A 13,993-nucleotide genomic window follows, 5' to 3' on the forward strand; every position below is an offset into this window, starting at 1 on the left:
ATAATGAGCACACAATTTACCTCTCCCGTTGTTACTTCCATGCAGGTTATCCCGGTTGCGGGCTACGACAGTATGCTGATGAACCTGAGCGGTGCCCATGCCCCGTTCTTCACCCGTAATATCGTTATTATTAAGGACAATTCCGGACATACCGGCACAGGGGAAATTCCGGGTGGCGAGAAGATCCGTAAGACGCTGGAGGATGCGATCCCGCTGGTGGTGGGCAAAACGCTGGGCGAATACAAAAACGTGCTGACCGCCGTGCGCAGCGCCTTTGCCGATCGCGATGCGGGCGGCCGCGGCCTGCAGACCTTCGATCTGCGCACCACTATTCATGTGGTCACCGGCATCGAATCCGCAATGCTCGATCTGCTGGGGCAGCATCTGGGCGTCAACGTGGCCTCGCTGCTGGGCGACGGCCAGCAGCGCAGCGAAGTGGAAATGCTCGGCTATCTGTTCTTCGTCGGCAACCGCAGGGCGACTCCGCTGCCGTACCAGAGCCAGCCGGATGAGAAATGCGACTGGTATCGCCTGCGCCACGAAGAGGCGATGACGCCGGACGCGGTGGTGCGCCTGGCGGAAGCGGCATATGAGAAGTATGGTTTCAACGATTTCAAACTGAAGGGTGGGGTACTGGCGGGTGAAGAAGAGGCGGAGTCCATCGTGGCGCTGGCAAAACGCTTCCCGGATGCGCGGGTGACCCTGGATCCAAACGGTGCCTGGTCGCTGAATGAGGCGATTAAAATCGGTAAATACCTGAAGGGGACGCTGGCCTATGCGGAAGATCCGTGCGGTGCGGAGCAGGGCTTCTCCGGGCGCGAGGTGATGGCCGAATTCCGTCGCGCCACCGGCCTGCCCACCGCCACCAACATGATTGCCACCGACTGGCGGCAGATGGGCCATACGCTGTCGCTGCAGTCGGTGGATATTCCGCTGGCCGACCCGCACTTCTGGACCATGCAAGGCTCGGTGCGCGTGGCGCAGATGTGCCACGAGTTCGGCCTGACCTGGGGCTCGCACTCCAACAACCACTTCGATATTTCGCTGGCGATGTTCACCCACGTGGCCGCTGCCGCGCCGGGCAATATCACCGCCATCGACACCCACTGGATCTGGCAGGAGGGCAACCAGCGCCTGACCAGGGAGCCGTTCGAAATCAAAGGCGGAATGGTGCAGGTGCCGACGAAGCCGGGCCTCGGCGTGGAGCTGGATATGGATCAGGTGATGAAGGCCAACGAGCTGTATCAGAAGTACGGCCTCGGCGCCCGCGACGATGCGATGGGAATGCAGTACCTGATCCCGAACTGGACCTTCGACAACAAGCGCCCGTGCATGGTGCGCTAGCGCCCCGGACGCCGGCTGCCCGCCGGCGTTCCGTTCGCAAAGGTCCGGCTCCCGCCGGACCTTTAGCTTTTTGAGCAAAGCATGTTTCCCTTCTTGCGCCCGGCAGGCGAACATCAACAGGCAATATTGATCTTACAAACTTTCGCCCTTGATGGATGAAGGCTTTCGCGTGTATGCGCTCAGATTTGACATTATGCAGCGATGATACAGAGCCAAACCTGACTGACAGCGCTTAGCGGAATCTACAAGCATTGAGCTTGTCCGCTCTGTGCCAGAGGCGGACATTGCTTTAAGTATGAAAGGTTAATACCATGTCGTTCGATAAATTTTTGACTTAATCTTAAATAAGAATGACTTTTTTACATGCCAGTGTTTTAATTTACATTCAGAAACAAATGGGATTTTGAAAAATAGATAAGAGAGAAATCATGTCACACTCCAAAAAAAAGCTTAAAAAAAGCAATAAGAGAAGAATTGTGTCACATCCCCCTAAAAAATTTAAAAAATCATTAATTACTGTTTTTTTGAGTGGTATTCTGGCTCTTTTGGGATATTTTGGAGCACTGAATGGAGTGTTTGATTTATATCAAAATATCGCAGATAAATTTTTGCAAAAAAAAGCGGAAGATAATCTTCATGTAATTTATACCGGGGCGTCGGTAAAGTACATTGAATCAATTTTTGGCCCCCCCGTAAAGGAAGAACATTCTGAGGATGGCAGGGTTCATGAATATATTTACTCCTTCAAAAAGTTCTATCTGCAACTGGTTTATGATAATAATAACACAGTGATACTTTATTCCGTAACCAGCAGGGATAAGAATTTTCATCCTGAAGTACCATATCTAAGAAAAACTCTTGGACATAAGTTCAAAGATTTTGGAAACAATATTGATTATTTGCAGTCGAGCTATTCATCGAAATTCTATCAATATGAGGAAGGGCATTATTTAGGAAATCCTGGTAACTATAGGAATTTTTACCTTGCCTATAATCCTGCTGGAGTTGATTATTTTGAATTGCATCCCCTTCCTGATTTTTCTAATGACAGTAAATCACCTCCAAATAAAAAAGATCTTGTGAAATTCAGAAGTAATAATGCTCCAAATACATTTGGGGTAGGTGATATCCTCGGAAGTCCTGAGGGGCTTGAGTTAAGCTTTGGGCTTGGGATTGGTTATTACGATGCGAGAGACATTCCAGATAAAGATTAGTAGATCATACCATTTTCGTTTCAAATTAGGCAGTTACAATTAGACTAGCTAATCTAATCAGCACTGATGTCCGCTTTTCGCTTACAGCGGACCTTCAACTCAGTAAGTTCTTCCGCTTCGTGCCAGGAGTAAACACTAAATAGCTGCGCGGATATAGTGCTCCACTTTCATCTGGCGCTTGCAGGGCAAGGCATTGTGGTTCTCTGCCTGACTGGGCTGAATCGGGTCTGAAATGCGTTGCCCGTACGCAACCAGCCATATGTCAGTAACCGGCAGGTGTAGCGGTATTAGACGCAGCTATTTAGGCTACGTCAGAACAGATATATCCGTTCCTTGCTCAAACCCGCCTGAAAGATTTCGGCGTTCTGCCGCCGAAACCTGTCAGCGCAAGGTTGAGCTACTCACTTAAACGTTTGGCTACGTTCTTAACCTCTTAACCCAGCATTTTCTTCGCTTCGCGCGCCACGTTGTCCATCTCGTCCAGCAGCTCCAGCAGCTCAGGCTCCAGCTCGCTCTCCCGGACGCCGCTGCGCAGCTGGCTTTCAATCAGATGGCAAAGGTTTTTCAGCCGCGGCACGCCGCTATAGCCGCAGCTGCCGTGCAGCTTGTGAATCAAATCCACCAGCCCGCCGCTATGTTCTCCCACCAACTGCTCCTCAATCCTGTTGCGCACCTCCGGCAGGAAATCGATGAGCATTCGCAGCATATCCCGCGCCAGGTTGGTTTTCCCGGCGGCCTGGCGCAGCGCCAGCTGCCAGTCGAGCGTCTCGTTCTGATTTATGAGCAGCTCCACCGGCTCCGGCGGGATCACCCGGGTACAGACGCCGGAGCCGGGCTGGTAGCGCAGCAGCAGGTTGTGCAGCTTCTCTTCTTCGATGGGCTTCGCCAGGTAGTCGTTCATCCCGGCGCTCAGCAGCTTCTCTTTTTGCCCGGCCATCGCATGAGCCGTCACGGCGATAACCGGCGTTTGCTGCTGGTGAGGAAGCTGGTGGATCAGCTCGCACGCCCGAATGCCGTCCATGTCCGGCATCTGGATATCCATCAGGATCAGATCGAACTGCATCTGCCGGGCGCGGTCTACCGCCTGCTGCCCGCTGTCGCACAGCTCCACCTGCTGAACCATATCCTCCAGCAGAGTGCCGATAAGCTTCAGGTTGGCGGGATTATCATCCACCGCCATAACGGTCATGTTGATTTTGCTTTCGCTGGGCGACTGGATCTCGTGGAGCGGGCTGCCCGGACAGAACTTCGTCAGCGCCGGCAGCAGGCGCGTGGAGGTGAGCGGCTTCAGCAGGCAGGCCGTGATGCCGTCCCGTTTGAGCTGTTCCGCGTTCACCTGGCCGTGGCAGGGCAGGGCGAGGAGCAGATGGTCCGTCATGGTCACCGCCTTTTCCAGCCACTCATGCTGCACGGTGAGCGGCTCGCGGAAGGTGACCGCCACGCCGAGCAGCATCATGTCGTAGCGTTCCACCGGCAGGCTGGAGAAGGTCGGGCTGTAGATCACCTCCAGCGGCGTGTCGTACAGAATATCCAGCGTACACTGGGCGGCGGCGGTGTTCGGCTCCACGTAGGCGATACGCTTTCCGCTCAGGCAGTGGGTCGGCGGACCGTCGACGATCACGCCCGGATTCAGATCGAGATTAATATGGAACCAGAAGGTTGAACCGCGGCCGGGCTGGCTGTGGAAGGAGATATTTCCGCCCATCTCGTTAACCAACTTCTGGGTGATCACCAGCCCCAGCCCGGTTCCGCCATGACGCCGTGAAATGCTGGCGTCCGCCTGGCGGAAGGCCTGGAACAGGCGCGACTGATCGCGCTCGGGAATGCCGATGCCGGTGTCGCGGATCTGCACTTCGATCTGCACCTTGGTGGTGCTGAGCGCGCGCTTCTCCACCAGAATGTCGATATTGCCGTTCTCAGTAAACTTGATGGCGTTGCCCACCAGATTGGTGATCACCTGCTGCAGGCGCAGCGGGTCGCCAATAACGTTGTCCGGCACGTCGTTCTTGATGCTCAGCGTCAGCTCCAGCCCCTTATCGTGGGAGGAGTGGGCCAGCAGCGTCACCACCTCGTCAAGCGTGTTGCGCAGCGGGAAGGGAATGCTTTCCAGGATCAGCTTGCCCGCCTCCAGCTTGGAGAAGTCGAGCACGTCGTTGATGATCGTCAGCAGATTATTCGCCGAACGTTCGATGGTGTTCAGGTGGTCGCGCTGGGTGGGGTTCAGCTCGGTTTTGAGCGCCAGGCGGGTAAAGCCGATCACTCCGTTGAGCGGGGTGCGCAGTTCGTGCGACATATTGGCGAGAAACTCGGACTTAATGCGCGCCGCTTCCTGGGCGCGCTTTTTCGCCAGATCCAGCTCGACGTTCTGAATCTCCATCTGCTCCAGCGTTTCGCGCAGGTCGGAGGTGGCCTGGTCGATATTATGCTGCATCTCCTCATGGTAGGCCGCCAGCGACATCGCCATCGAGTTAATGCCGTTTTTCAGCATATCCAGCTCGCCCAGCATAAAGCCCTCGACTCGACTGTCGAGCTGGCCGCGACGAATGCGGTCCACGGTATTGACCATGTTGCGGATCGGGCCGGTGACGTCGCGCATCAGACGCCAGCCGAAAATTAAGGCGATGCCGGTACAGAACAGCATCATGACGCAGGAGATAAAAATCTCTTTATACTGCTGTAGCCGTACCGATTTGAGATCCAGCTCAAGCGCCACGTAGCCCAGCGTATTTTTGTCGATCTTAGCGTTGGTCAGCACGGACTCGTCCGGCGAATAGCGTTCCGAAATAATGGGGGTGCGCAGAATCAGCGTGTCGCCCTGCCGGGAGACGCTCAGCTGGCGGGGAAACGGGGTATCGGGCGGTAGCTGCAGGTTTGACGGATCGAGAAGAAAATTAGAGGTCACAAAAAGACGGTTATGTTCGTCATAAACTGAGATCGCCCGCACAATGTTGGAGTGACGGCGGTGCAGTACGCTGACTAGCTGGCCGATAGACTCTTTATTCTGCAGCGTCATGCCATACTCGGTGGAGACGGCGAGAGGTTCAATAATGCTGGCTCCGGCGTCTTCCAGCTGACGCTGGAGGTCGTTATAGCGATGCACCACGAAAAAAATACTGAGCAGTAGACCTATCAGCACGGTCGGGGCCAGGATCAGAATCATCATGCGAGCGCGCAGGCTGTAGTTGGTCATGCAGTTCCGTTATGGGACAATCAGGGTCACCCTGTTAAATTGAGAAAAATCTCGTCGATGGCGCAATTCTACTCTGCAAAACGGCGCGTGACGACGCGCCAGATTATAACCGTTACGGTCAACGACCTCGACTCTTTTGGGCAGGGCGTCGCCCGCCATAACGGAAAGGCGCTGTTTATTCCGGACCTGCTGCCGCAGGAAAGCGCGGAGGTGACGATTGTCGAAGACAAAAAGCAGTACGCCCGCGGTCGGGTGACGCGCCGTCTGACTTCAAGCCCCCAGCGGGAAACGCCGCGCTGCCCCTACTTTGGCGTCTGCGGCGGCTGCCAGCAGCAGCACGCCAGCGTTGAGCTGCAGCAGCGCAGCAAAAGCGCGGCGCTGTCGCATCTGATGAAGCACGAGGTCAGCGGGGTTATCGCCGACAGGCCGTGGGGCTACCGGCGGCGCGCCCGTCTGAGCCTCCGCTACCAGCCGAAAACGCAGCGGCTGCAGATGGGTTTTCGCAAGACCGCCTCGAACGATATCGTCGATGTGGATCGGTGCCCCATTCTGACGCCCCGCCTTGAGGCACTGCTTCCCCGGCTTCGGGAATGTCTGAGCGATCTGCAGGGCGTGCGCCATCTGGGCCACGCAGAGCTGGTGCTGGCGGGCGGCGGCCCGCTGATGATCCTGCGCCATACCGCGCCGCTCAGCGCCCGGGACAGAGAAAAACTGGAACGCTTTTCGCAATCAGAGGAACTATCGCTTTTTCTGGCACCGTTTAGCGAGATACTGGAGACCGTCTCCGGCGAGGCTCCCTGGTATGAGTCCAACGGGCTACGCTTAGGCTTCAGCCCGCGCGACTTTATTCAGGTTAACGACGGCGTCAATCAGCTGATGGTGGCCCGGGCGCTGGAATGGCTTGACGTACAGCCTGACGACCGCGTGCTGGATCTCTTTTGCGGGATGGGTAACTTCACCCTGCCGCTGGCGCGGCTGGCGGCGGAGGTCGTCGGCGTCGAAGGGGTGCCCGCGCTGGTGGAAAAGGGCCGGGAAAACGCGCGGCGGAATGCCTTACACAATGTGACATTCTTTCATGAGAATCTTGCAGAGGATGTAACGGCCCAGCCGTGGGCGAAGCAGGGGTTCAGCAAGGTGCTGCTCGATCCGGCGCGCGCGGGGGCGGCGGGGGCGATGGCGCAGATCGGTAAGCTGCGGCCAGGGCGCGTGGTTTATGTCTCCTGCAATCCCGCCACCCTGGCCAGGGACAGCGAAGCGTTAACCGGCGCGGGATACCAGCTTTCGCGGCTGGTGATGCTGGACATGTTTCCGCATACCGGGCATCTGGAGTCGATGGCGTTATTTGAACGTAGGTCATGAATCGCGGCCTGCCGGCTCCGGCGGGCAAGATTCTTTAAGGAGAGGATAAATGGTTGCGGTAAGAAGTGCACATCTTAATAAGGCCGGTGAGTTTGACCCACAAAAATGGATTGCCCGTTTAGGGATCGCCAGCCCGCAGTCGTGTGAGCGCTTAGCCGAAACCTGGGCGTACTGCCTGCAACAGACACAGGGACACCCCAACGCGGAGCTGCTGCTGTGGCGCGGCGTGGAGATGGTGGAAATTCTCTCCATGCTAAGTATGGATAGCGACACCCTGCGGGCGGCCATGCTTTTCCCGCTGGCGGACGCCAGCGTGGTCAGCGAAGAGGTGCTGGCCGACAGCGTGGGTAAATCCATCGTCACGCTGATTCACGGCGTGCGCGATATGGCGGCAATCCGCCAGCTTAAGGCAACCCATACCGACGCCGTCTCGCCGGAGCAGGTGGATAACGTGCGCCGGATGCTGCTGGCGATGGTGGATGATTTCCGCTGCGTGGTGATCAAGCTTGCCGAGCGTATCGCTCACCTGCGTGAAGTGAAGGACGCGCCGGAAGACGAGCGCGTGCTGGCGGCGAAAGAGTGCACCAATATCTACGCGCCGCTGGCGAACCGGCTCGGTATCGGCCAGCTGAAATGGGAGCTGGAGGATTACTGCTTCCGCTACCTGCATCCGGCGGAGTACAAGCGCATCGCCACGCTGCTGCACGAGCGGCGTATCGACCGCGAGCGCTATATTGAAGAGTTCGTCGGGCACCTGCGCGGCGAAATGAAAAACGAAGGCGTGAAGGCGGAGGTGTACGGCCGCCCGAAACATATCTACAGCATCTGGCGCAAAATGCAGAAAAAGCATCTGGCCTTCGATGAGCTGTTTGACGTGCGCGCCGTGCGGATCGTCGCCGAGCGCCTGCAGGATTGCTATGCCGCGCTGGGGATTGTTCATACCCACTACCGGCATCTGCCGGACGAGTTCGACGACTATGTCGCCAATCCAAAGCCGAACGGCTACCAGTCTATCCATACCGTGGTGCTGGGGCCGGGCGGCAAGACCGTTGAGATTCAGATCCGCACCAGGCAGATGCATGAAGAGGCCGAGCTGGGCGTTGCCGCGCACTGGAAGTACAAAGAGGGCCCGGCGGCGGGCGGCGGGCGCTCCGGCTATGAGGATCGTATTGCCTGGCTGCGTAAGCTTATTGCCTGGCAGGAGGAGATGGCGGACTCCGGCGAAATGCTCGACGAAGTGCGCAGCCAGGTGTTTGACGATCGGGTCTACGTCTTTACGCCAAAGGGCGACGTGGTCGATCTGCCCGCCGGCTCCACGCCCCTCGACTTTGCCTACCACATTCACAGTGACGTCGGGCACCGCTGCATTGGGGCGAAGATCGGCGGGCGCATCGTTCCCTTTACCTATCAGCTGCAGATGGGCGATCAGGTGGAAATCATCACCCAGAAGCAGCCCAACCCCAGCCGCGACTGGCTGAACCCGAACCTTGGTTACGTCACCACCAGCCGCGGGCGTTCGAAGATCCACGCCTGGTTCCGCAAGCAGGATCGCGACAAGAATATCCTTGCCGGGCGGCAAATCCTCGACGACGAGCTGGCGCACCTGGGCATCAGCCTGAAGGAGGCCGAGAAGCTGCTGCTGCCGCGCTACAACGTTAACGAGCTGGAGGAGCTGCTGGCGGCCATCGGCGGCGGCGATATCCGCCTGAACCAGATGGTGAACTTCCTGCAGGCGCAGTTTAACAAGCCGAGCGCCGCCGAGCAGGACGCCGCCGCGCTGAAGCAGCTGCAGCAGAAGAGCTACGCCCCGCAGCACCGACGCAAAGACGACGGTCGGGTGGTGGTGGAGGGGGTTGGCAACCTGATGCACCATATTGCCCGCTGCTGCCAGCCGATACCGGGCGATGCGATCGTCGGCTTTATCACCCAGGGGCGGGGCATCTCCGTACACCGGGCGGACTGTGAACAGCTGGTGGAACTGCGCGCCCACGCCCCGGAGCGAATTGTCGACGCGGTGTGGGGAGAGAGCTATTCGGCGGGCTACTCGCTGGTGGTGCGCGTCACCGCCAACGATCGCAGCGGCCTGCTGCGCGATATCACCACCATTCTGGCCAATGAGAAGGTGAACGTGCTGGGCGTCGCCAGCCGCAGCGACACGAAGCAGCAGCTGGCAACCATCGATATGACCATCGAAATCTACAATCTGCAGGTGCTGGGGCGGGTACTCGGTAAGCTGAATCAGGTGCCGGACGTCATCGACGCGCGGCGTCTGCACGGCGGTTAGGCTGTATCCCGTAACCGGGCGTGGCGTCGACGCTGAGCCACAAGTGCGTAATCAAGCCCGACAACACAGAGTACGCGCTTGTGGTTCGCGTCCCGCAGGGCTGGAGCCATTCAGCTCCGTTGCCGCGTTACTCGCCGGGCATCTGGAATAACCAGACCTTACGGCTCGCGCCTTGCCCCGGACCTGAATGACCGCCAGCGGCGCTTACGAACGGTTACGGGACACAGCCTGGTTACTTTATCTATCAGCCGGCGGCGCAGCGGCCGTCCGGCGCTTTTTTCAGGACTATGTTATGACGCAAATCGATCGGCTACTCGGCATTATGCAGCGCCTGCGCGACCCGGAAAGCGGCTGCCCGTGGGATAAAGAGCAGACCTTCACCAGCATCGCGCCCTATACGCTCGAAGAGACTTATGAAGTGCTTGACGCGATTCAGCGAGAAGATTTTGACGATCTGCGCGGCGAGCTGGGCGATCTGCTGTTTCAGGTGGTGTTTTATGCGCAGATGGCCCAGGAGGCGGGGCGCTTCGACTTCAGCGATATTTGCGCCGCCATTAGCGACAAGCTGGAGCGCCGCCACCCCCATGTGTTCGCCGACGGGTCCGCCGATAACAGCGCGGAAGCGCCGATCCGCTGGGAGCAGATCAAAACCGCAGAGCGGGCGCAGAAGTCGCAGCTTTCGGCGCTGGACGACATTCCCCGCAGCCTGCCTGCCCTGATGCGCGCGCAGAAAATTCAGAAACGCTGCGCCAACGTTGGCTTCGACTGGACGACGCTGGGGCCGGTGGTTGACAAGGTCTATGAAGAGATCGACGAGGTGATGTTCGAGGCGCGGCAGGCGGTGGTGGATCGGGCCAGGCTGGAGGAGGAGATGGGCGATCTGTTGTTCGCCACGGTAAATATGGCCCGCCATTTGGGCACCAAAGCGGAAATCGCCCTGCAAAAAGCAAACGAAAAGTTCGAGCGTCGTTTTCGCGAAGTGGAGCGCATTATTGCGGCGCGCGGCCTGCAGATGACCGGCGTCGATCTGGAAACCATGGAGGGCGTCTGGCAGGAGGTAAAGCGCCAGGAAATTGATTTATAAGCGTTTCAGCAGATCAAGGGCGATTTGTGTGATTTTTTATTAATAAACTATTGATTTGCGTCAAAAATATTTGACGAAACGGGGCTGTTTTCTCGCTTCCTGAGCGGATGGCGGCCTTGCGAAGAGGAGGAATAATGAAAGTTTGTGGCACAGGTCATGTTCGGGTATACTGCTTTCCCGTCCTGGTTATTCCATCGTCTTTTAAACCTAACTTCTCAGGTTCAGCATGACAACGAACTATATTTTTGTGACCGGCGGGGTCGTATCCTCTCTGGGAAAAGGCATTGCCGCAGCCTCCCTCGCAGCCATTCTTGAAGCCCGTGGCCTCAACGTGACCATCATGAAACTGGATCCCTATATCAACGTCGATCCAGGCACTATGAGCCCAATCCAGCACGGGGAAGTGTTCGTTACCGAAGATGGTGCCGAAACCGACCTGGACCTGGGGCACTACGAGCGTTTCATTCGCACTAAAATGAGCCGCCGCAACAACTTCACCACCGGCCGTATCTACTCCGACGTTCTGCGCAAAGAGCGCCGTGGCGACTATCTGGGGGCCACCGTTCAGGTGATCCCGCACATTACCAACGCCATTAAAGAGCGCGTGCTGGAAGGCGGCGAAGGGCATGACGTGGTGCTGGTCGAAATCGGCGGCACCGTCGGTGATATTGAATCCCTGCCGTTCCTTGAAGCGATTCGGCAGATGGCGGTTGAGATTGGCCGCGAGCACACTCTGTTTATGCACCTGACGCTGGTGCCGTACATGGCGGCGGCGGGCGAGGTGAAAACCAAGCCGACCCAGCACTCCGTAAAAGAGCTGCTCTCTATCGGCATTCAGCCCGACATCCTCATCTGCCGCTCCGACCGCGCCGTACCGGCCAACGAGCGGGCTAAAATTGCTTTATTCTGCAACGTTCCGGAAAAAGCGGTGATTTCTCTGAAAGACGTCGATTCCATCTATAAAATTCCAGGCATGTTGAAATCACAGGGCCTTGACGATTATATTTGTAAACGATTCAGCTTAGACTGTCCGGAAGCGAATCTCGCCGAATGGGAGCAGGTCATCTATGAAGAGGCCAACCCGGCGGGCGAAGTGACCATCGGCATGATCGGCAAATATATTGAACTGCCGGACGCCTATAAGTCGGTCATTGAAGCGTTAAAGCACGGCGGCCTGAAGAACCGCGTTACCGTCAACATCAAGCTTATCGATTCGCAGGATGTGGAAACGCGCGGCGTTGAGATCCTGAAAAATCTGGACGCTATTCTGATCCCCGGCGGCTTTGGCTATCGCGGGGTAGAGGGCAAAATTGCCACCGCGCGCTATGCCCGTGAAAACAATATTCCTTATCTGGGCATTTGCCTGGGTATGCAGGTCGCGCTGATTGAGTTTGCGCGTAACGTCGCAGGCATGGACAACGCCAACTCAACGGAATTTGTGCCAGACTGTAAATACCCGGTTGTGGCGCTGATTACCGAATGGCGTGACGAAGACGGCAACGTTGAAGTCCGTACTGAAAAGAGCGATCTCGGCGGCACCATGCGCCTTGGCGCGCAGCAGTGCCAACTGAGTGACGACAGCCTGGTTCGCCAGCTGTACGGCGCACCGACCATTGTCGAGCGCCATCGTCACCGTTATGAAGTCAACAATATGCTGCTGAAGCAAATTGAAGCCGCCGGCCTGCGCGTTGCGGGCCGCTCCGGCGACGATCAGCTGGTTGAGATCGTTGAGGTGCCGAACCATCCGTGGTTCGTGGCCTGCCAGTTCCATCCGGAATTTACTTCCACGCCGCGTGATGGACATCCGCTGTTCTCAGGCTTTGTTAAAGCCGCCAGCGAGTATCAGAAACGCCAGGCGAAGTAGGTGAAGTAAGAGAGTTATACCCTAAATAATGCGGGTTGCAGGAAGGCGGCGTCGCAGTGAGTCCCCGACTGGGGTGAGCGAGGACAAATCGGCTTAGCCGATTTGAACGCCGCTGGTGGCGGCCCTTCAGGGTGAGGCCCCCGGGCCGAATAAAGCCAACGCACATGCAACTTGAAGTATGACGGGTATAGAACGGCGATGCACCCTCAGGGGTGCATCGTTTGTCTGGAGTTTTAGTTTAACTTGCACTGAGGAAAACCTAATGTCCAAAATCGTTAAAGTCATCGGTCGTGAAATCATCGACTCCCGTGGTAACCCGACCGTTGAAGCCGAAGTACACCTGGAAGGTGGTTTTGTCGGCATGGCGGCCGCTCCGTCAGGTGCTTCTACAGGTTCCCGTGAAGCGCTGGAGCTGCGCGATGGCGACAAATCCCGTTTCCTGGGTAAAGGCGTAACCAAAGCCGTTGGCGCGGTTAACGGCCCGATTGCTCAGGCCATCCTTGGCAAAGACGCTAAAGACCAGGCCGGCATCGATAAGATCATGATCGACCTGGACGGAACTGAGAACAAATCTAACTTCGGTGCGAACGCCATTCTGGCCGTCTCTCTGGCGAACGCCAAAGCCGCCGCTGCCGCTAAGGGGATGCCGCTGTATGAGCACATCGCCGAGCTGAACGGCACCCCCGGCAAATACTCCATGCCGGTTCCGATGATGAACATCATCAACGGCGGCGAGCACGCTGACAACAACGTTGATATCCAGGAATTCATGATCCAGCCGGTTGGCGCTTCCAGCGTTAAAGAAGCCATCCGCATGGGTTCTGAAGTGTTCCATCACCTGGCGAAAGTGCTGAAAGCCAAAGGCATGAACACCGCGGTGGGCGACGAAGGCGGCTACGCGCCGAACCTCGGCTCTAACGCCGAAGCGCTGGCGGTGATTGCTGAAGCGGTTAAAGCTGCGGGCTATGAGCTGGGCAAAGACATCACCCTGGCGATGGACTGCGCGGCGTCTGAATTCTACAAAGACGGCAAATACGTGCTGGCTGGCGAAGGTAACAAGGCGTTCACCTCCGAAGAGTTCACCCACTTCCTGGAAGATCTGACCAAACAGTATCCGATCGTTTCCATCGAAGATGGCCTGAACGAATCTGACTGGGACGGCTTTGCCTATCAGACCAAAGTGCTGGGCGACAAAATCCAGCTGGTGGGCGACGACCTGTTCGTGACCAACACCAAAATCCTGAAGGAAGGCATCGAGAAAGGCATCGCTAACTCCATCCTGATTAAATTCAACCAGATCGGTTCCCTGAGCGAAACCCTGGCCGCCATCAAGATGGCGAAAGACGCCGGCTACACCGCCGTTATCTCTCACCGCTCTGGCGAAACCGAAGATGCAACTATCGCTGACCTGGCGGTAGGTACTGCAGCGGGCCAGATCAAAACCGGCTCCATGAGCCGTTCAGACCGCGTTGCTAAGTACAACCAGCTGATTCGTATCGAAGAAGCGCTGGGCGAAAAAGCGCCGTACAACGGTCGTAAAGAGATCAAGGGCCAGGCGTAAGCCGGTTCGATCTGCCAGACAAGCCGGGCGCTGCCCGGCTTTTTTACGCCCGCAGCCCGCCCAAACCGGACGACGCCTGGCGGGGGGAATCCT

Annotated in this window: 8 protein-coding genes; 7 read left to right on the forward strand and 1 reads right to left on the reverse strand. The window is 57.3% G+C overall.

Annotated features, from left to right (window positions below):
• Window positions 1-3 precede the first annotated feature (3 nt).
• Window positions 4-1,344: a glucarate dehydratase gene (gene gudD / locus GJV78_RS03470; RefSeq protein ID WP_155107011.1), complete on the forward strand. Its 1,341-nt coding sequence runs from the start codon at window positions 4-6 to the stop codon at window positions 1,342-1,344.
• 476 nt (window positions 1,345-1,820) lie between these two features.
• Window positions 1,821-2,558: an ETEC_3214 family protein gene (locus GJV78_RS03475; protein WP_167519360.1), complete on the forward strand. Its 738-nt coding sequence runs from the start codon at window positions 1,821-1,823 to the stop codon at window positions 2,556-2,558.
• A gap of 433 nt (window positions 2,559-2,991) precedes the next feature.
• Here GJV78_RS03475 and barA read toward each other — a convergent pair whose 3' ends face one another.
• A complete protein-coding gene (barA, locus tag GJV78_RS03480) occupies window positions 2,992-5,748 on the reverse strand; it encodes a two-component sensor histidine kinase BarA (RefSeq protein WP_155107012.1) in 2,757 nt (918 codons plus the stop codon).
• 57 nt (window positions 5,749-5,805) lie between these two features.
• On the opposite strand from barA, the gene rlmD reads away from it, so the two are divergent.
• The 5 genes from rlmD to eno all read left to right on the forward strand — a co-directional run bounded on the left by rlmD (window position 5,806) and on the right by eno (window position 13,900).
• Window positions 5,806-7,107: a 23S rRNA (uracil(1939)-C(5))-methyltransferase RlmD gene (rlmD, locus tag GJV78_RS03485; RefSeq protein ID WP_155107013.1), complete on the forward strand. Its 1,302-nt coding sequence runs from the start codon at window positions 5,806-5,808 to the stop codon at window positions 7,105-7,107.
• 49 nt (window positions 7,108-7,156) lie between these two features.
• On the forward strand, window positions 7,157-9,391 hold the full coding sequence (relA, locus tag GJV78_RS03490; protein WP_155107014.1) for a GTP diphosphokinase: 2,235 nt from the start codon (window positions 7,157-7,159) through the stop codon (window positions 9,389-9,391).
• A 292-nt stretch (window positions 9,392-9,683) separates the two neighbouring features.
• Entirely contained in the window at window positions 9,684-10,475 is a 792-nt protein-coding gene (mazG, locus tag GJV78_RS03495; RefSeq protein ID WP_155107015.1) for a nucleoside triphosphate pyrophosphohydrolase, read from the forward strand.
• A gap of 226 nt (window positions 10,476-10,701) precedes the next feature.
• The gene (pyrG, locus tag GJV78_RS03500) at window positions 10,702-12,339 is read left to right on the forward strand and encodes a glutamine hydrolyzing CTP synthase (RefSeq protein WP_155107016.1); all 1,638 of its coding nucleotides are present in this window, start codon (window positions 10,702-10,704) and stop codon (window positions 12,337-12,339) included.
• A gap of 262 nt (window positions 12,340-12,601) precedes the next feature.
• Window positions 12,602-13,900, forward strand: coding sequence for a phosphopyruvate hydratase (eno, locus tag GJV78_RS03505; RefSeq protein ID WP_155107017.1), 1,299 nt, complete (start codon window positions 12,602-12,604; stop codon window positions 13,898-13,900).
• Window positions 13,901-13,993 lie beyond the last annotated feature (93 nt).

This window comes from Intestinirhabdus alba (genome assembly GCF_009711095.1).
Classification (GTDB): domain Bacteria; phylum Pseudomonadota; class Gammaproteobacteria; order Enterobacterales; family Enterobacteriaceae; genus Intestinirhabdus; species Intestinirhabdus alba.

What these genes read in the sequence shown, in the direction of transcription:
- gudD (WP_155107011.1), top strand. Translation starts at nt 4, where the DNA reads ATGAGCACACAATTTACCTCTCCCGTTGTTACTTCCATGCAGGTTATC.
- barA (WP_155107012.1), bottom strand. Translation starts at nt 5,748, where the DNA reads ATGACCAACTACAGCCTGCGCGCTCGCATGATGATTCTGATCCTGGCC.
- rlmD (WP_155107013.1), top strand. Translation starts at nt 5,806, where the DNA reads ATGGCGCAATTCTACTCTGCAAAACGGCGCGTGACGACGCGCCAGATT.
- relA (WP_155107014.1), top strand. Translation starts at nt 7,157, where the DNA reads ATGGTTGCGGTAAGAAGTGCACATCTTAATAAGGCCGGTGAGTTTGAC.
- mazG (WP_155107015.1), top strand. Translation starts at nt 9,684, where the DNA reads ATGACGCAAATCGATCGGCTACTCGGCATTATGCAGCGCCTGCGCGAC.
- pyrG (WP_155107016.1), top strand. Translation starts at nt 10,702, where the DNA reads ATGACAACGAACTATATTTTTGTGACCGGCGGGGTCGTATCCTCTCTG.
- eno (WP_155107017.1), top strand. Translation starts at nt 12,602, where the DNA reads ATGTCCAAAATCGTTAAAGTCATCGGTCGTGAAATCATCGACTCCCGT.